General features: G+C 53.1%; 14 protein-coding genes. 5 read left to right on the forward strand and 9 right to left on the reverse strand.

Annotated features, from left to right (window positions below; translation table 11 throughout):
- Positions 1-3 precede the first annotated feature (3 nt).
- The 7 genes from astD to glnK (JW499_RS14770) all read right to left on the reverse strand — a co-directional run bounded on the left by astD (position 4) and on the right by glnK (JW499_RS14770) (position 7310).
- A complete protein-coding gene (astD, locus tag JW499_RS14740) occupies positions 4-1476 on the reverse strand; it encodes a succinylglutamate-semialdehyde dehydrogenase (protein WP_205211329.1) in 1473 nt (490 codons plus the stop codon).
- 4 nt (positions 1477-1480) lie between these two features.
- Positions 1481-2515, reverse strand: coding sequence for an arginine N-succinyltransferase (gene astA, locus JW499_RS14745; protein WP_232846439.1), 1035 nt, complete (start codon positions 2513-2515; stop codon positions 1481-1483).
- Between the two features lie 59 nt (positions 2516-2574).
- Positions 2575-3795: a hydrolase gene (locus JW499_RS14750; RefSeq protein ID WP_205211330.1), complete on the reverse strand. Its 1221-nt coding sequence runs from the start codon at positions 3793-3795 to the stop codon at positions 2575-2577.
- A 9-nt stretch (positions 3796-3804) separates the two neighbouring features.
- Positions 3805-5010 (reverse strand): aspartate aminotransferase family protein, encoded by a 1206-nt coding sequence (locus tag JW499_RS14755; RefSeq protein ID WP_205211331.1) that lies wholly within the window; start codon positions 5008-5010, stop codon positions 3805-3807.
- A gap of 139 nt (positions 5011-5149) precedes the next feature.
- Positions 5150-5488, reverse strand: a complete 339-nt coding sequence (gene glnK / locus JW499_RS14760) for a P-II family nitrogen regulator (protein ID WP_091354713.1) — start codon at positions 5486-5488, stop codon at positions 5150-5152.
- Positions 5489-5657: 169 nt separating this feature from the next.
- Positions 5658-6917 (reverse strand): ammonium transporter, encoded by a 1260-nt coding sequence (locus tag JW499_RS14765; RefSeq protein ID WP_205211332.1) that lies wholly within the window; start codon positions 6915-6917, stop codon positions 5658-5660.
- A 54-nt stretch (positions 6918-6971) separates the two neighbouring features.
- Positions 6972-7310: a P-II family nitrogen regulator gene (gene glnK / locus JW499_RS14770; RefSeq protein ID WP_091354718.1), complete on the reverse strand. Its 339-nt coding sequence runs from the start codon at positions 7308-7310 to the stop codon at positions 6972-6974.
- 339 nt (positions 7311-7649) lie between these two features.
- Between glnK (JW499_RS14770) and JW499_RS14775 the strand changes: the two genes are divergently transcribed.
- The 3 genes from JW499_RS14775 to JW499_RS14785 are packed head-to-tail and all read left to right on the forward strand — an operon-like array spanning position 7650 to position 11407.
- Complete coding sequence (locus JW499_RS14775) at positions 7650-7916, forward strand: accessory factor UbiK family protein (RefSeq protein ID WP_091354720.1); 267 nt, start codon at positions 7650-7652, stop codon at positions 7914-7916.
- A 20-nt stretch (positions 7917-7936) separates the two neighbouring features.
- Positions 7937-9853: an EAL domain-containing protein gene (locus JW499_RS14780; RefSeq protein ID WP_205211333.1), complete on the forward strand. Its 1917-nt coding sequence runs from the start codon at positions 7937-7939 to the stop codon at positions 9851-9853.
- A gap of 54 nt (positions 9854-9907) precedes the next feature.
- Positions 9908-11407 carry a YifB family Mg chelatase-like AAA ATPase gene (locus JW499_RS14785; RefSeq protein WP_205211334.1) on the forward strand — a complete coding sequence of 500 codons (1500 nt, stop codon included), beginning with the start codon at positions 9908-9910 and terminating at the stop codon, positions 11405-11407.
- Here the strand turns inward: JW499_RS14785 and JW499_RS14790 are convergent.
- On the reverse strand, positions 11379-13118 hold the full coding sequence (locus JW499_RS14790) for a putative bifunctional diguanylate cyclase/phosphodiesterase (RefSeq protein WP_205211335.1): 1740 nt from the start codon (positions 13116-13118) through the stop codon (positions 11379-11381). The two genes, JW499_RS14785 and JW499_RS14790, sit on opposite strands and share 29 nt — an antisense overlap.
- Positions 13119-13381: 263 nt before the next feature.
- On the opposite strand from JW499_RS14790, the gene rep reads away from it, so the two are divergent.
- The gene (gene rep / locus JW499_RS14795) at positions 13382-15397 is read left to right on the forward strand and encodes a DNA helicase Rep (protein WP_205211336.1); all 2016 of its coding nucleotides are present in this window, start codon (positions 13382-13384) and stop codon (positions 15395-15397) included.
- Between the two features lie 55 nt (positions 15398-15452).
- On the opposite strand, the gene JW499_RS14800 is transcribed toward rep, so the two are convergent.
- Positions 15453-15875, reverse strand: coding sequence for a c-type cytochrome (locus JW499_RS14800; protein ID WP_205211337.1), 423 nt, complete (start codon positions 15873-15875; stop codon positions 15453-15455).
- 414 nt (positions 15876-16289) lie between these two features.
- Between JW499_RS14800 and JW499_RS14805 the strand changes: the two genes are divergently transcribed.
- A complete protein-coding gene (locus tag JW499_RS14805; protein WP_205211338.1) occupies positions 16290-18398 on the forward strand; it encodes an EAL domain-containing protein in 2109 nt (702 codons plus the stop codon).
- Positions 18399-18426 lie beyond the last annotated feature (28 nt).

An 18426-nucleotide genomic window follows, 5' to 3' on the forward strand; every position in this document is an offset into this window, starting at 1 on the left:
CTGCTAAAGTTTCAGCCCGGGGCTGAGTTTTTCCGGCAGACAGGGTGAATTGCTTTCAATGGATGCTACCGGATAGGCGCAGTAATCGGCAGCGTAATAGGCTGACGGGCGATGGTTGCCGCTGATACCACACCCGCCAAAAGGCATCGCGCTGCTGGCGCCGGTCAGCGGGCGGTTCCAGTTGACGATACCCGCGCGGATCTGGCGTTGAAATAGTTCATATTGCTCGCGGTCATCGCTGAACAGCCCGGCAGAAAGGCCATACTGTGTCTGGTTAGCGATGGCGATCGCGGATTCAAAGTTGCGATAGCGGATTACTTGCAACAGCGGCCCGAAATACTCCTGATCAGGCAGATCTTCAGCTGCGGTAATATCGATGATCGCCGGCGATAACAGGGTTCCGGTACTGTTTTGTTGCTGTGCTTCAAGATGGACCGTGGCGCCCGCCTCGCTCAACATCTGTTGTGCTGCAAGGATAGAGTCTGCGGCCTGCTTGTTGATCAGGGTGCCCATAAACGGCTGTGGTTTTTCGTTGTAAGTGCCGGTGCGTAGTTTACTGCACAGATCAACCAAGAGGTCCAGATAATGGTCACCCCAGCTGGAGGCTGGTAATAGCAGCCGACGGGCACAGGTGCAGCGCTGCCCGGCACTGATAAAGGCAGATATGATGGTGTCATGCAGGGCGGCTTTGAGGTGCTGTACCGGGGTGATCAGCAGGGGGTTATTACCACCCATCTCCAGTGCCAGAATTTTTTCTGGCTGCCCGCCAAACTGGCGGTGAAGCAACTGACCGGTCACCGCACTACCGGTAAAAAATAGACCATCGATACCTGGGTTTGAGGCGAGTGTTTTGCCAGTGTCACTATCGCCCTGAACCAGGTTCAGTACGCCGTCAGGCAGTTCTGCTTTTTGCCACAGATGTAACATCAGTTCGGCGCAGCGGGGGGTTAGCTCACTGGGTTTGAAAACCACGGTGTTGCCCGCCAGCAGAGCCGGCACAATATGGCCATTGGGCAGGTGCATAGGGAAGTTGTAGGGGCCGAATATCGCGACCACACCGTGGGGTTTATGCCGCAGCACCAGGTCTCCCTGAGGGGTGTGCTCGATCCGGGTCGGGCAGCGCTCTTTATGGGCCCGGATAGAGATGTCGGTTTTACCGATCATCGCGGTGATCTCGGTGCGGCTTTCCCACAGGGGCTTGCCGGTTTCCTGGCCGATGGTATCCGCCAGCAGCTCAGCATACTCTTTCAGCAACTCGGTAAAGCGGATGATATAACTTTGGCGTTGCTCCAGAGTCATGTCACTCCAGCGTGTGGTGGCGTTACGGGCCACTTCAACGGCCTGATTGACCTGCGCTGGTGTGGCGCTATGCCCCTCCCAAATCCGCTCGGCTGATCCCGGGTTCAGTGAATTAAAGCTTGCGCCTTTACCCTGCAACCAGTGACCATTTATAAACAGAGATGCGTGTGCTTTCATGGCTTTAGCTCCTGCTCTTTAAGGGCACTACCCGGACTTTGTCACCCTCGCTCACCTGCAGCAGGTGCGCCAGCTCTGCAGTGAGGGTTATTCTGCCTTCGGACGGGGCGATCTCAACCACGGTGCAGCGGAAGTTTTGCAGTGAGGTATTACTGATCAGAAAGGGCTGTGTATGCTGCTGACAGGGGCCTATATGCACCTCCACATAGCGGCTTTTTCTGACCGCCCGGATATCCTTAAGTTCGCAGGCAAGGGTGGGGCCGGCATCAAAAATATCGATATATTCCTCATAACGAAAGCCTTCGCTTTCCAGTAATTTCCGCGCAGGTACGGTTTGTTCATGGACCTCACCGATCACCTGTCTGGCCGTTTCTGGCAGCAGGTGAATATAGATCGAGTGCTTGGGCATCAGCTCGGCGATAAACACCTTATTGCCCAGGCCTGTGAGATAGTCCGCTTCAGAAAACTCCATACTGAAGAAGTGCCGTCCCAGTCCGTTCCAGAAGGGCGAGAGCCCCTCGGTATCGCTGACACCGCGCATCTCTGCAATGATTTTGCCGGGGAAACGCTCTTTGAATTGCGCCAGAAACAGAAAACGGCAGCGTGACAGTAAGCCCCCGTTATGACCCTGCCGGTATTCCGGGGTCAGATACAGCGTGCAAACCTCAGTGCAGCCAGTATAGTCGTTGCAGAGATAGAGGGTCTGAAAGCTATTGTGGACCCCCAGTTCCCGGGAGGCATGAACAACCGTGCCCAGACGGTAGTGATAGAACGGTTCCCGCAGACCAACGGCGGACTCGATGCCACAGACGCCAACCACTTTGTTGTCCGGTGAAGCTTCCAGAACAAACAGGTAACTGGCACCCAGTGGATCCGCTTTGACCTGACTAAAGGCGACTTCAGAAGCGGCGATCTTTGCTTCAAGCAGTTCCCGGTTACAGGGAAGGGAGGTAAAGCCCGGACCGCTGTCCCGGGCCAGTTCACAGAGTCGATCCAGATCGGATGATCTGATTGGGCGAATTATGTTGATATCGTTCATCCCTAATCTCCTCGGTTTACCTGAAAACTGGAGTAAGCCGTCAAATCGCTGGCACCTGGTTACATTCTGTTTCTGAGCCAGGTGTCGGGTTGTTCTGCCAGCCGTAACAGGATCATTGCACTGAGCTGCGCCCGTTCAACCAGGCTGGGCAGCCGGATAAACTCACTATGGCTGTGAATATGGCCGCCCTGCACCCCCAGGGTATCAACATTGGGCAGCCCGGCCGCCGATAGATTATTACCGTCACAGCAACCGCCGGTTGACTCCCATGCGAGGGGCGCACCCAGTAGCCCGGAACACTCTGTTACCAGTTGAAACAGCGCCAGGTGGGCCTGGTCCAGCTGTTTTGGCGGGCGACCAAAACTGCCGTGTAGTGTCAGTGATATCCCCTCCTTGCTGTTGATCTGCTGTTGGATAATCTGCAACTGTTGCTGGCACCATTGTTCATCTGCGCTGATGCGGGTACGAATGTTGAAGCGACAACGTGCCTGATCGGGCACCTGATTGGTCGTTTCTCCGCCATCTGCCACGCCGATATTGAGAGTGACGCCGTCTCGCCGGCCATTCAGTTGATCGACCGCAGTAATAAACTCAGCCATGGCACAGATCGCATTGCGGCCGAGATGGTGTTCCCGGCCGGCATGAGCCTCTACGCCGGTGAAAAGGGCGGTAAAATTGCCGCTGCCCTTACGCTCTCCCGCCAGTTGCCCGTTGGGCAGTGCCGGTTCGTAGATCAAGCCCAGGTCATGCTGTTGCGCCTGTTGGGCCAGGATTGCGGCGGAACCGGGGGAACCGATCTCCTCGTCGGGATTCAGTATAACGGTCCAGCCCAGCCGTTGTGTCAGGGGCGACTGTTCAAAGGCGCTCAGGGCTTCCAGCATAACCAGCAGCCCGCCTTTCATATCGCTGACGCCGGGCCCCTGCAGCGTCTGGTCATCCAGCCACTGACACCGCTGAAACGCTGAATCAGCCGGGAATACTGTATCCAGATGTCCGGTGAGCAACACCTGTAACGGAGCGTCCGGGCGTTTGCTCAGAATATGCAGATCTCCCAGACGGTGTTCTTCGGCAGAGCCATCGGTGCGAAGCTGAGTAGAGGCTGCTACGGCGTGCTGCTGATGATGACAGTTGAGCCGTGCACAAAACATCTTGCTCAGCAGTTCACCAACCTGATTGACTCCGGCCCGGTTGAGGGTGCCGGAATTAATCTGCGCCAGTTTCACCAGGGTTTCGGTTAAGGGGGGCTGGCGTTCGGTGATTGAACTCAGCAGGGCATCCATAATCTTCGCCTAAAAGCCCATTTTTATGGCCAGCATCGCCTGGGCGAGTTGTTGTAGTCCCTTTTTCATCTCTGGATAGGGGATGACCAGCGAGGGTGCAAGCCGCAGCACATCGGGACCCGCGGTCAGCACCAGCACTCCCTGTTCCTGCGCCTGAGTCAGCAGGTCACGTGCTTTTCCCTGCCAGGCTTCCTTCAGTTCACAACCGATCAGCAACCCCTCAACGCGGATATCACGAAACAGCCCGATCTTCTGGTTGAGTTGCTTGAGTCCGCTGATAAACATCTGTTGGCGTTGCGTAACCCCGGCAAGCAGCGTGGGATCGTTGATCAGCTCCAGGGCTCTGGAGGCTACTGCACAGGCCAGTGGATTGCCCCCATAGGTGCTTCCATGGGTGCCCACAGAGAAACTTGCGGCGATATCGTGAGAGGTTAGCATGGCGCCGATAGGAAACCCGCACCCCAGCGCTTTTGCTGTGGTAAGAATATCCGGGGTTACCTGATAACCCTGATAAGCAAACAGTTTTCCGGTACGCCCCATTCCGGTCTGGACCTCATCAAAAATCAGCAGGGCATTGTGTTGCGTGCAGAGGGTACGTAAACCTTCCAGAAACACCGGTTCAGCGGCAATAATGCCTCCTTCGCCCTGAATGGGTTCGACAATAACGGCGCAGGTTTTGTTGGAGATCTGATATTCCACGGCTGCCAGATCATTAAATGGCAGATGGGTAATATCTCCGGGTAGCGGTTCAAACCCTTCGGTGTATTTAGGTTGTCCTCCGGCCGTGACGGTAAACAGGGTGCGCCCGTGAAAGCTGTTTTTAAAAGCGATGATTTCGGTTTTTTCGCTGCTGTAATGTTTTTTGGCGTAGAGACGGGCGAGTTTCAGCGCTGCTTCGTTTGCTTCTGCGCCTGAATTGGCAAACAGTACCCGTTGGGCAAAGGTTGCATCGCACAGCTGTTTGGCCAGCTTCAGTGCCGGTTCGTTGGTCCAGACATTGCTCAGGTGCCATAATTTCTGTCCCTGTTCCTGAAGGGTTTTTACCAACTCGGGGTGACAGTGTCCCAACGCATTCACGGCAATACCGCCGGCGAAGTCGATATACTCTTTACCTGACTGATCCCACACCCGTGAACCCGCTCCCCGAACCGGGATTATCTGGCTCGGAGCATAGTTGGGAACCATCACTTCATCAAACATCGTACGGTTGATCATACTCTGGAGAATCCTTTTTACTGAAGAAACGTTTCCCTAAGTTTAGACGCTGAAACAGATAGAGCAGTACTATTTCAACCGTTAGGGCAAAAAAAAAAGCACCCATCGGGTGCCTTTAATCGATAAATTATTCAGTGGCTTATAGCGCGTCAGTGCCTGTCTCTCCGGTACGGATGCGGATTGCCTGCTCAAGTGGCGTGACAAATATCTTGCCGTCGCCAATCTTGCCAGTATTAGCTGTTGAGGCGATCGCCTCGATTACCTGATCCACTAAATCATCAGAGATAGCCGCTTCAATTTTCACTTTAGGCAGAAAATCTACAACGTATTCTGCGCCGCGGTAAAGCTCGGTATGACCTTTCTGACGGCCAAAACCTTTAACTTCGGTAACGGTAACGCCCTGAATGCCAATTTCTGACAGAGCTTCACGTACGTCATCCAGTTTGAACGGCTTTATGACCGCACTTACCAGTTTCATCATTACTATCCTCGCTTGGATCTGTTTTTCTGACAGGAGATGCCTGCAGGCCTCAGACGGTGGTCGATCAATATTAGGCCTAGTATAACCAGAATCAATAAGTTAATAAAACGTCAGAAGGGGAGCCAAGGCTCCCCTTTTAAGGATATGTTATATCCAGCGGGTAAAATTACTTACCTGAAGTGAACTCAGGGTAAGCTTCCATACCGCATTCAGCAAGATCCACACCTTCGTACTCTTCCTCTTCGCTGACACGGATGCCGATAACTGCTTTGAGGATGGCCCAGACGACCAGGCTGGTGACGAAGACCCATACAAAGATGGTTACCGCACCGATCAACTGGCCACTGAAGCTTACATCGCCGTTGGTAACCGGTACCAGCAGCAGACCCAGCAGACCACAGACACCGTGTACAGAGATCGCACCGACGGGATCATCGATACGCAGCTTGTCCAGAGTGATGATGGCAAATACCACCAGAACACCACCGATGGCACCGAACAGGGTTGCCTGCAGTGCGGTAGGTGTTGATGGCTCTGCTGTGATTGCTACCAGACCCGCCAGAGCGCCGTTCAGCAGCATGGTCAGGTCGGCCTTGCCGAACAGCATGCGGGCAGTGATCAGCGCCGCGATAGAGCCACCGGCTGCCGCCGTGTTAGTGTTCAGGAATACCATTGCTACAGAGTGAGCGTTGGCGATATCGCCCAGTTTCAGCACGGAACCGCCGTTGAAACCGAACCAGCCCATCCACAGGATGAAGGTACCCAGCGTGGCCAGGGGCAGGTTAGCACCCGGGATAGCGTTAACACCGTTGGCGGTGTATTTGCCTTTACGGGCACCCAGCAGCAGAACACCTGCCAGTGCTGCAGCAGCACCCGCCATGTGCACGATACCAGAACCGGCAAAGTCTGAGAAACCCAGGTCGCCCAGGTTGTACATGCCGAATACGTCAGCACCGTTCCAGGTCCATGAACCTTCCATTGGGTAGATGATACCGGTCATTACTACAGCGAAGGCGAGGAAAGCCCACAGCTTCATCCGCTCGGCAACCGCACCGGAAACGATAGACATAGCGGTAGCAACAAATACGACCTGGAAGAAGAAGTCAGACGCGCCGGAGTAAACCGAGTCGCCATCGAAGCCCGCTTCAGCAGAGTCCGCCAGCACCTGATTCACATCAATCACACCAATAGTGCTCAGGAACAGGTCGCCGTCGTACATAATGTGATAACCGCACACCATATACATGACGCAGGCAATCGAGAACAGGGCTACGTTTTTTGTCAGGATCTCGGTGGTGTTCTTAGAACGTACCAGACCTGCTTCCAGCATGGCGAAACCTGCCGCCATCCACATAACTAATGCACCGCACACCAGAAAATAAAAGGTGTCCATCGCATATTGTAATTCAAAAATTTGATTTTCCATCACTTCCCCCTGAAGCAAACGCTTAGAGTTGTTTTTTAGGTTGTAAGTCAGTTTTTACAGTGCGGTATTGCCGGTTTCGCCGGTACGGATCCGGATGACCTCTTCAAGCGGCATCACGAAAATCTTACCGTCGCCGATCTTGCCGGTCTGAGCCGTTTTGCTGATCGCCTCAACTACCTGATCGACGATGCTGTCCTCCACAGCAGCGTCAACCTTTACCTTGGGCAGAAAATCGACAACATATTCTGCGCCGCGGTAGAGTTCGGTGTGACCCTTTTGACGACCAAAGCCTTTCACCTCGGTGACAGTGATACCCTGTACACCGATTTCGGAAAGTGCTTCGCGCACATCATCCAGTTTGAATGGTTTAATAATTGCTGAGATAAGTTTCATGGGATCTGATCTCCACTAGTAAAACTGTTTTAAAGGGCTACGCTGGTTATCAGCGTAGCGATAAACGGTTGGTCCATACTAAGCATTGCACATGCCATAAAGTTATTTGTTATTTAAAAACAGTGGCTTATAATGATTTTAAGATGTTTTGCTATGGCCTTTGGAGGTTTTTGCGCGCTTTCTTGATGAGTCGCTGGTGCACAATTGTTGTGCAGGCACTTTTTTGGTGCGTCGATAGGTATGCATCGGTATGCCGCAACATCCGGGTCGGGATATTGGCCGGTTATTGGTATAGTCTTAACAGAGTTGAACAACCGATATTATTTGGAAATATGAGATATGATTAATCACAAAATACTGGAAGGGATCAGCGAGCAGATCGGCCAGTTATTTGATCAGACCCGGCCCGGTTCAGCAGAATCTGAGATTCGGCAACAGATTAATGCCCTATTGCTGAGCGCGTTCAGACGGATGGACCTGGTCACCCGGGAGGAGTTTGATGCTCAGAGTGCTGTTTTGGCCCGTAGCCGCGCTAAACTGGAGCAGTTACAGTCAGAGCTTGAACAGCTTGAGAAAAAGGTCGGTCAGACCGTCAATAAACCCTAGTCACAGACCAAGGACACCCTATGCATCTGCTTATGTATGCCTGCATCCTGCCTGATCTGAGTTATCAGTTCGCGACTCAGGAATATCTGGGCATGCTTGGCTGGCAGGGAGATGTGAGCGGCGTGCCGCTGTCTCAGGTGCACTCTGAGGAAGCGCTGTTTGAGTTGCGTCATGGGATGATGCTGGCCCGTTCAAAGGGGACCGCGACACTCTCCTGGCAACCGTTTGTGGAGGATCACAATCTCTGGCTACGGCTGGAAATTTTCTGGAACCCGGTTGCCCGGCTCTATACGGTTAATGCGATGCGAACCGGTCAGGCAGCAGGGCGCATGCTGTTCCAGGATCCGCAACAGGGGTTGTTCGACTACACCCCGCAGGCGGTTATGTTGCTGGATGGGGATAACCGCATCTATCGGGTAAACCCCAGCTTTTCAGAGGTTACCGGTTTCTCTTATGAAGATGTTGTGGGGCAGGGGCCGGGAATCGTCACCAACCGGGAGATCTCTGCCGAACTGTTCGATCATCTGTGGCAGCAACTGATGCTCAGAGGGTTCTGGGAAGGGGAGTTGTGGAACCAGCATAAAGATGGCCATAGCTATCCGGCCTGGTATTCGCTGATGGCGCGCCGGGATGACAGTGGTGAGATCGACGGCTTTGTGGCTCAGTTTTCCGATATCAGCAGCTCCTATGGCGATCAGAACCGCTATAGTCATGCCAGCTACGATGCCCTGACCGGATTGCCGGATGAGTTTATGCTGCTCGATCAGTTGAATCAGCAGTTGCTGAGAGACAGCCTCGGCCACCGGGGACGAGGGTTGCTATTATTACAGCTGAACAGCACCGGGGAGGCGGGCGGGGCGCTTATAGCCGCACTGGCTGCACGGCTCAGCGCTCAGGTGCGGGAAACCGATCTGTTGGCGATGGATCAGGAGCATAACTTTGTTTTCGTGCTTGAAGATTGTCCCGATGAGATGACTCTGGAGCAGTTTGCCGATCGGATTGGTGCGCTGCTGCAGGAACCCGTTGATATCGATGGACAACCCTTTGTGGTTCATCACACGATGGGCGGAGTGCTGGTCGAGAGTGGCGGTATCAGTGCTGAACTGATGCTGGACCGGGCCCGGCTGGTGCTGCGTACCCTGGAGAAGCAGCAGGGCTTTTGGCTGTATGATAAGTCTCTGGGGAGTGGTACTGTGCTGAGTCGGGATACTCTGGGTCAGGCGGTGTCAGAGGGCTGGCTACAGCTACGCTTTAATCCGGTTTACTCTTTGCAGGAACATCATCTCGCTGCGGCTGAGGTGTCGCTGGCACTGAACCACCCACAACAGGGAATCTTGTCGCCGGAGCAGTTTATCCCTCAGCTATCCCGTTATGGTTTACTGCAGGATTATCATCAGCAGCTGGAGCGTCAGTTGCTGCCAATGATCAAACTCTGGAGCGGCTTTGAACAGTTTCATAATCTCTGTATCAGGCTGCAGGATGAGGAGCTTTTTTCTGTAGCGGTGATCGAGCATCTGATCCGGCAGATGGTTAAGGTGGGCATACCGCCCCAGCGGCTGATGATCATTTTAAATTTTGTCCAGCTGCAGCTGTTTCCCGATGAGATCGAGGAGCTGAAAGCCCACGGGGTGCTGATACTGCTGGACCCACAGCAGCACTCACTCGGACGTTTGTCGCCGCAGTTGTTTCCCGATATGTTGCTGCTCAACGCGGGACTGGTGGAGCAGCAGATGCGTGATGATCGCTATATACGTGATGTCGAGACACTGATCTCTATGGCGCGGCAGAATGATCTGGAGGTGATGGCGGAGGGGGTTCGCACCACCGGACAGATGACCCGGCTAACACAGCAGGGTTGTGTGCGCATGAGTGGTAAATATGTTGGACGTGATCTGACCCTGGAGCAGTTGGTCGAACGGTTAGATCTGGAACACTGAAGCAGGGCTTGGCAAAAACAAGCCTGTTAAACCAATATCCAGGGATGGATTCGCATGGCATTGGCAATAGTTCACACCCGGGCGCAGCTCGGTATTCAATCACCACCGGTTGCGGTGGAAGTTCATCTGTCGGGCGGTCTGCCCAGCTTTTCCATTGTGGGGATGCCCGAAACCGGGGTCAAGGAGAGTCGCGAGCGGGTTCGCAGCTCGCTGCTTAACTGCGGCTTTGAGTTCCCGGCCCGGCGTATCACCGTTAATCTGGCACCCGCAGACCTGCCGAAAGAGGGCGGGCGCTACGACCTGGCGATAGCCATAGGCATTCTGATTGCCAGCGGCCAGCTGCCGCAAAACAGTGCAGATTGTTTTGAGTTTCTGGCGGAGCTGGCGCTGTCGGGCGAGCTGCGGCCGGTCTCGGGCGTCCTGCCGGTGGCGATGAGTTGTCGCAAGGCTGGCCGGAGTTTGTGGCTGGCGGCGGACAATGTTGAGGAAGCCGGGTTGGTGAGTGGCTTGCATCTTTTTAGTGCAGGGTCTCTGCTGGAGGTCAGCAACCATCTGGCGGCGGCCTCTCTGATCACACCGGCGCTGGCTTCAGGGTGGCAGACTGAAGCGGTTCAGGGGGCGGATATGTCTGATGTGCGCGGGCAGTATCAGGCAAAAAGAGCACTGGAAATTGCCGCCGGAGGTGGGCATAACCTGCTGTTGTGCGGGCCGCCGGGCAGTGGCAAAAGCATGCTGGCCAGCCGCTTACCCGGTATTCTGCCGCCTCTGGCGCAGGACGAGCGCCTGGAGATCGCGGCTATCTACTCGATTGCCGGGATACAGGAGAAAAGTCTGTTTGCTGGCGTCCGCCCATTTCGCACCCCGCATCATACCGCGTCTGCAGTGGCGCTGGTGGGCGGCGGCAGTAATCCCCGGCCTGGTGAGATCTCCCTGGCCCATCAGGGGGTTTTATTTCTGGATGAGCTGCCTGAATATAGCCGTCAGGTGCTGGAGGTGATGCGCGAGCCGCTGGAGTCGGGGGAGATCAACATCTCCCGTGCTGCCCTGCAAACCCGCTTTCCTGCCCGGTTTCAACTGGTTGCTGCGATGAACCCCTGCCCCTGTGGATATCGGGGAGATCAGAGTGGCCGGTGTCGCTGTACCCCGGATCAGGTGCAGCGCTATCAGGCAAAAATATCGGGACCGTTATTAGACCGGATCGACCTGCAGAGCTGGGTGCCAGGGCTGACTCCCGAGCAACTGATGGGACCGGCTGAAACCAGTGAGTGCAGCCGTGATATCAGAGCGCGGGTCGTCAGCGCCCGGGCTATTCAACAGCAGCGACAGGGGTGTATTAATGATCAGCTCAACGTTAAGGAGCTGGAGCAGTATTGCCAGCTGGGCGCTGAGCAGCAGCATTTGCTGATGCAGGCAATGGATAAGATGGGGTTGTCCGCCCGGGCTACGCATCGGGTATTGAAGGTCTCAAGAACCATTGCGGATCTGCAGGGGGAGGCGCAGATCAGTAACGCAGCGCTCCTGGAAGCTATTGGTTTGCGGCGCTCTCCGCTGTGAGTTGATAACCGTTCTGCAGCAGATCTTTAAATTCAGTGAACGGCACCGGTTTGCTATAGAGATATCCCTGTGCCTGATGGCAACCAAAGCTGGCGAGGAAGTTGAGTTGCTGGATGGTCTCAACCCCCTCAGCAATGATCTCTTTGTTGAGACTGTAGGCCAGACGGATAAGGGCTTTGACAATTTCCCGGTCATCCGGGTTGTTATTGACACCGGAAACAAACGAACGGTCAATTTTCAGGCTGCCGATAGGTAGTTTTTGTAACAGAGAAAAAGAGGAATAGCCGGTACCAAAGTCATCCAGTGAAAAGTTGATACCCAGCTTATGTAACTCCTCAATACCTTCGCGAACATGCAATTCATTATTAAACAGGGCCGATTCGGTAAGCTCAAATTCCAGAACCGAGGTATCGATAGCGTATTTTTCAATCAGTCGCTGAATCGTCCGGCAGAGATAACTGTCCTGGAACTGCCTGAAAGACAGGTTGATACTCAGGCTTTTTATCGTCAGTCCGCTCGCCAGGAGTTGTTGCATATCCTCCCCTGCCTGCTGGATCACCCAGTAACCGATCGGCACGATCAGCCCGGTACGTTCGGCGGTGGGGATAAACATATCCGGAAAGATCAGTCCCCGTTGCGGGTGTTGCCAGCGAATCAGGCCTTCAGCTCCGATGATCTTACCGGACAGAATATCAACCCGGGGCTGATAGAACAGTTCGAACTCGTTTCGCCGGATAGCGTTGATCAGCTCGGGTTCTATATTGTAATGGGGGTCTTGTTCAAAACTGCTTTGCGGGTCGAAAATAATATAGCTGCAACTGCTTGTTTCTTTAGCCTTGATCCTCGCCTGAGTAGCCTGGTGGATCAGTGTGTCCGCTTCACAACTGTGTTCCGGGGCCAGTGCAACGCCGATGCTGCAGGGCAAAATGATTTCCAGCTCATGATAGTTGTATGGCTCAGTCAGGCGGTGCAGCAGCTGGATGCACAGCTGTGTGACATGCTGGGCCAGACTGACATCGTCAGGCGTCTCCAGCAGCAGGATAAACTCGTCATTCCCCTGGCGCGAGATCAAGCCCGGAGCCAGTTCAGAAAGGCGCTGACTCATCTCTTTAACGACAACGTCACCGGCGGAATAGCCATTGATTGTGTTAAAGCGTCGGAAGCCATCCAGGTCAATATTGATCAGCGCAAAATGTTTTCCCGATCCACCTTTTCGCAGGGCTCTCAGCCGTTCCGAAAACTCCTGATAAAATTGCTGCCGGTTCATCATGCCGGTTAGCGGGTCCAGTTGCGTCAGGCGCTCAATCTCTGAGTAGTACTGGCAGATTTTAAGGTTATAGCGCAGCAACCGCTGTAATACTTCATCGGTCAGAGCGTTGGTGGAGATATAGTCGCTGGCCCGCCAGAGCATCGATTCATCGATACGCTCAGGGGTAAGATTCTGATCAAACAGGATGACCGGAATATGGGGGTACTGCTGACGCAGGTAGTGCAGCTCAGAGAGCGCGTTGGTATCAGTAAAACAGGTGTGCAGAAAAATCAGATGGGTATCTGTCTGTTCCAGCCGTTCGGTGGCCTGATCAAAGCTGCATTGCTGTACCTGGCATTGCTGCTGTTGCAGACGGGTCACGATCGCTGAGGTATCAACGCCGCAACTATCAACAATCAGACACTCTGTACGTGCTGGATTACGGCTAGCTACAGATAACATATCGAATCTACTACTTGAGAGTAAACGACCATGTTTATTCCCGCTGTTTACTACTGATAAGACAATTCATTCCATGCGATAATTGTCCCCCCTGTAAGCGCATTAAGAGTAGCACGTCAATTTATTGAATTAAACAGTTGTTTGAGTGCTTTATGTTTTAAAACAATGAATTACAGCGGATTTTGTAGGTTTTTACGGCAAGTTAACATTACTCTATCGGCCGTATATGAACAAAACTTTAGCAGTCAGAGTAACTATTTATAATGTCGAGACTTAATCCCAAACAGCGAGAAGCGGTGGACTATATCAGTGGGCCGATGCTGGTGCTTGCCGGGGCCGGCTCGGGTAAGACCAGTGTTATCACCCGTAAAATTGCTTACCTGATCGAAAACTGCGGTATCAAAGCGCATAACATCGCTGCCGTGACCTTCACCAATAAGGCCTCGCGGGAGATGAAGGAGCGGGTTAATACTCTGGTTAAAGGAAATGCCACCCGGGGGCTGACCGTTTCAACCTTTCACAATCTGGGGCTGAATATTATACGCAAAGAGCATAAAACCCTGGGTTTCAAGGCCGGCTTCTCGCTGTTTGATGATCAGGACAGCAAGGCATTGCTGAAAAGCCTGCTGTTACACCACAACGAAGAAACCGATCAACTGGACTTTATTCAGAGCACTATCTCAAACTGGAAGAACGATATGCTGGGGCCGGAGCAGGCTCTGGCTAAAGCGGAAGGCCCTGCAGATGTGCTGGCGGCCAGGGCGTATGAGGCCTATCAGAAGAGTCTGAAAGCCTATAATGCGGTGGACTTCGATGATCTGATTCTGCTGCCGGTGCAGTTGTTCATGAATCACGGCGCTATTCTGGAACGCTGGCAGCAGAAGATTCGCTATCTGTTAGTGGATGAGTATCAGGATACCAACATTACCCAGTATCTGCTGGTCAAGATGCTGGTGGGTACACGGGGGATGCTGACGGTGGTGGGTGATGATGATCAGTCTATCTACTCGTGGCGTGGCGCCCGACCAGAAAATCTGGTGCAGTTACAGCACGACTTTCCTTCACTTAAAGTGGTCAAGCTTGAGCAGAATTACCGTTCAACCGGACGTATTCTTAAAGCAGCCAACACCGTGATCTCGAATAACCCCCACGTGTTCGATAAAACCCTGTGGAGTGATATGGGGTTTGGCGATCCGATCCGGGTGGTATTCACCCGTAATGAAGATGCTGAATGTGAACGGATCGCCACAGAGATTCTGGATCTGCATCTGCGTAAGCGCTATCAGTTTAAGGATTTCGCTATTCTCTATCGCGGTAATCATCAGGCCCGTCTGCTGGAGCTGAAACTACAGAGCTATCAGGTACCCTATAAACTCAGTGGTGGCACCTCATTCTTTGCCCGCGCAGAGATTAAGGACATCATGTCTTACATGAAGGTGTTAGTGAACCCGGATGACGATAACGCATTCCTGAGAATTATCAATCTGCCCCGCCGGGAGATCGGTCATACTACATTGCAGGGCTTGGGCGAATACGCTTCTGAACGGCACTGCAGTCTGTTCAATGCCTGTAGTGAGCTGGGTCTGGAACAGGTATTAAAACCCGCCCAGGTGGAGCGGTTGCAGCGCTTTAAGAACTGGCTCGAAGGGATCTATCAGCAGTGTGAACGGGGGGATCCTATCGATGCGATTCGCAAGATGATAGAGGATATCGATTTTGCGGGCTGGATCGCTCAGAACAGTTCCAGTGAAGCGGTTGCTGAACGGCGCATGCAAAACGTCTGGATTCTGGTTGATTCGCTTCGCAATACCCTGGAACGTTTGCAAGAGGATGATCCTGAGGCGGGGATCCGGGAGGCTATCGCCCGACTGGTGCTGATGGATATTATGGAGCGTCAGGAAGAGGAAGATGATTCTGACCGGGTGCAGCTGATGACGCTGCACGCCTCCAAGGGGCTGGAGTTTAATCATGTCTATCTGATGGGGATGGAGGAGGAGATTCTGCCCCACCGCAACAGCATCGAAAATGGCGATATCGAAGAGGAACGGCGACTGGCGTATGTGGGAATCACCCGGGCGAAGCAGACGCTGACAATGACCCTGGCGCGGAAACGAAAACAGTTTGGTGAACTGATCGATTGTCAGCCCAGCCGTTTTCTTGATGAGCTGCCCGAGGATGATCTGGTGTATGAAGGCCGTGGGGAGGTGTGCGAAGTTACCAATAAAGCACGGGGTAATGCGACCCTGAGTGGTTTACGGGGGTTATTGGACGATCTATAAGTAATAAAAAAGGCCGCATCAGCGGCCTTTTTCAGATTTAGCGAGGGGGCTCGGTTTACTTGGCACTGTCTACCATGTATTGAACGGCCGCTTTGATCTCTTCGTCAGAACAGGTGCCGCAGGTGCCGCGCGGGGGCATAGCATTGAAACCGTTCAGGGCGCTGTTCAGCAGTGTTTCCATGCCTTTAGCTCCACGGTCAGCCCAGTCGCTGGTACCAAACTTAGGCGCATCCAGTACGCCTGACGCGTGGCATGCAGAACAGCTGGCAGTGTACACTTCTGATCCGGAGCGGGCGCCGGCGGCAGCTGCAGGTGCAGCGGCACCACCACAGTCATCACCTTCTACACAGACAGAACCCACTTTGGCAATACGTTCTGCAATCGCATCGTTATCAGTGTTGGCTATAGCCGAGGTGGCCAGAAAACCCAGTGCTACAGCAAACAGGGCAGAAATAGCTTTGGCAGCAAATTTACTCACAGTCACGACCTCATCATCGCTAATTTTAGAAAAAGGTAGCTGTCGGATGCCCTCAATGGGCCTGTTACAGCGTTTAGAAATAATAATTCGGCCGGGATTATAGCGGTAAATAGGCACAACGAAAATGGTTGAGGTCATTATCGGGACTAATTAATTAGTAACGAACCGCTGAAAAGGATCAAAGATGCCTGGTTTAGCTATCATTTTGGGTAGTGAAAGTGCTTTTGTTGTTGCCTCATGGCGACGTTGGCGCTATGTTGTTGCACAATAAATTCCAACTTTAACTTCGCAGGACTGCAAGCCAGTCAGCTGTCGCATGACTTACGATACCGTAAAAGGACTTATTATGGTAACTGGTGTCTCTTTATTATGCTTTGATCTCTATCGAAGCAGCCGGTTTGCTGGGTTGTTCTGATGACCCCACGTCCGATATTGTCCGTCACCGGCAGGCTGCACCGTTTATTTGTCACTTCAGTCGCCGTGGTTTTACTGATCACCGGTCTGGTGGTGATGAGCGTTGAGTTTTATAACCATCGCAGTCAGTTGATTGACAGAGCCCACGTCTTTTCCGGGCTGACCTCCCCCCAGCTTGCCCAGGTGGTGCTGACCGAATCGCCAATGCTGGCGACCCTGCTATTGGAAAGTTATTTCTCAGAACCCAATCTGCTGGGTATCTATGTGTATCGCAACGATGGTTCAGAGCTGGTTAAACTGACCAAGCCGGGACTGGCCCAGTCTCTGCCTACCCCCTCGCATGAACTTCGGGCTCAGCTCGAGGCGTCCTATACAATCGGCTTCGAACTGCTTGATTACAGTGTTCCGTTAAGAGTGAAAGACAAACTGGTGGGGCAGCTATATCTGCAATATAGTCTGGATGCAGTTAAGCGGCAGTTACTGATCTATCTGCTGTTTGGTACGGCTCTGTACTGCTTCTCTCTGCTCGGCGTGTATCTGTTGTCGAAGCGAATCCAGCGGGGGATTTCTGAACCTGTGGATAAAATAATTGATGCAATGGAGCAGGTTACCGTGCATCAGAACTTCGCTCTGAAGATCCCCGAAGATGATAAACCGGGTGAGCTTCATGCCCTGATCAGTGGCTTTAACCGTATGCTGGGGCAGATTAACCGCAATGCCAAAGAGCTGAAATCCCATCAGGCTGCGATTGAGCAGCATGTCTACTTTGACCCGCTCACAGGGCTGGCAAATCGCCGGCTGCTGATGCAGAGCATGGAACGGGAAGTACTTCGGGCGAAGCGTTCCGAGCAGATCGGTGCGCTGTTATACATGGACCTGGATCACTTTAAAACCATCAATGACTCGCTGGGGCATAGTGTGGGAGACGCTGTGCTCAATAGCGTCTCATCGCGAATACGTAAAGCGGTCAGAGAGGCCGATACCCCCGCCCGACTGGGGGGCGATGAGTTTGTTGTGTTACTGCCAGAGCTGGGAACCAGTGAGTCTACCGCCAGTCACAATGCGCTGAGTGTGGCCGAAAAAGTGCGTCAGGCTATCTCTTCGGTGCACCAGATTGATGGTCGCGCGCTGCATGTGACACCGAGTATCGGTATTGCTCTGTTCGATGGCCAGAATGATGAGTTTGAAAACCTGATTATGCAGGCAGATCTGGCGATGTACCGGGCCAAGGAAGAGGGACGCAACCGGGTTCAGTTTTTCCTCGAACAGATGCAGCACAATGCCGATCACCGGCAGCAGATAGAGGAAAGTCTGCGGCAAGCGATCGAAAATGACCTGTTGTATATCTGTTATCAGCCTCTGGTCCGGGGGAATGGCAAGATTGTCGGGGCAGAAGCATTAGTGCGCTGGTCGGATGGCGAGAAGGGGCTGGTTAACCCCGCTTCATTTATCCCTATCGCCGAGATGACCGATCTGATTTGTTGCTTAGGCCAATGGGTCCTGACTGAGGTCTGTCAGCAGATGGCCTCCTGGGAAAAACAGGGTAAAAAGCTGGTGGTATCGGTCAATATCAGTCCGCGTGAGTTTGAACAGAATGATTTTGTTGAGAAGGTTCAGGAAATTATTCTTAACAGTGGTGTCAGGGCTGAATATCTGGTGTTTGAACTGACCGAGGGGGTGCTGTTAAACAATATTGAAGCCGTGCGTATAAAAATGCAACGGCTGGCCAAACTGGGGATCCGTTTTGCACTGGATGATTTTGGTACCGGGTATTCCTCGCTACAGTATCTGAAGCAACTGCCCCTGAATACCCTGAAAATTGATCAGTCCTTTGTTCAGGACATCACCACCGACAGCAATGATGCTGCGATTGTGTCAACGATTATAGCGATGGCGCGCACCCTGGGTATCGATGTGGTGGCTGAAGGGGTTGAAAAGCAGGAAGAGCTGGATTTCCTCGAGCATTGGGGCTGTCAGTTGTTTCAGGGGTATTATTTCAGTCGGGCAATGAAAGCAAAACGTATGGGCAGCCTGATACCCTCGGCAGGCAAAGAACAGCTGCGGGAGACACAGATAATCCCTTTCAAAAAACATCAGTTTAGCAAGTGAATAGTGACTATAATCAGGTAACTCCTCT

Origin of the sequence: Amphritea pacifica (assembly GCF_016924145.1) — a bacterium.
Taxonomy (GTDB): domain Bacteria; phylum Pseudomonadota; class Gammaproteobacteria; order Pseudomonadales; family Balneatricaceae; genus Amphritea; species Amphritea pacifica.

Excerpts from the sequence above, each read along its gene's own strand:
- rep (WP_205211336.1), top strand. The coding sequence starts at position 13,382 with ATGTCGAGACTTAATCCCAAACAGCGAGAAGCGGTGGACTATATCAGT.
- astD (WP_205211329.1), bottom strand. The coding sequence starts at position 1,476 with ATGAAAGCACACGCATCTCTGTTTATAAATGGTCACTGGTTGCAGGGT.
- JW499_RS14775 (WP_091354720.1), top strand. The coding sequence starts at position 7,650 with ATGATTAATCACAAAATACTGGAAGGGATCAGCGAGCAGATCGGCCAG.
- glnK (WP_091354713.1), bottom strand. The coding sequence starts at position 5,488 with ATGAAACTGGTAAGTGCGGTCATAAAGCCGTTCAAACTGGATGACGTA.
- JW499_RS14805 (WP_205211338.1), top strand. The coding sequence starts at position 16,290 with ATGACCCCACGTCCGATATTGTCCGTCACCGGCAGGCTGCACCGTTTA.
- JW499_RS14765 (WP_205211332.1), bottom strand. The coding sequence starts at position 6,917 with ATGGAAAATCAAATTTTTGAATTACAATATGCGATGGACACCTTTTAT.
- JW499_RS14780 (WP_205211333.1), top strand. The coding sequence starts at position 7,937 with ATGCATCTGCTTATGTATGCCTGCATCCTGCCTGATCTGAGTTATCAG.
- JW499_RS14750 (WP_205211330.1), bottom strand. The coding sequence starts at position 3,795 with ATGGATGCCCTGCTGAGTTCAATCACCGAACGCCAGCCCCCCTTAACC.
- JW499_RS14785 (WP_205211334.1), top strand. The coding sequence starts at position 9,908 with ATGGCATTGGCAATAGTTCACACCCGGGCGCAGCTCGGTATTCAATCA.
- JW499_RS14790 (WP_205211335.1), bottom strand. The coding sequence starts at position 13,118 with ATGTTATCTGTAGCTAGCCGTAATCCAGCACGTACAGAGTGTCTGATT.
- JW499_RS14755 (WP_205211331.1), bottom strand. The coding sequence starts at position 5,010 with ATGATCAACCGTACGATGTTTGATGAAGTGATGGTTCCCAACTATGCT.
- astA (WP_232846439.1), bottom strand. The coding sequence starts at position 2,515 with ATGAACGATATCAACATAATTCGCCCAATCAGATCATCCGATCTGGAT.
- glnK (WP_091354718.1), bottom strand. The coding sequence starts at position 7,310 with ATGAAACTTATCTCAGCAATTATTAAACCATTCAAACTGGATGATGTG.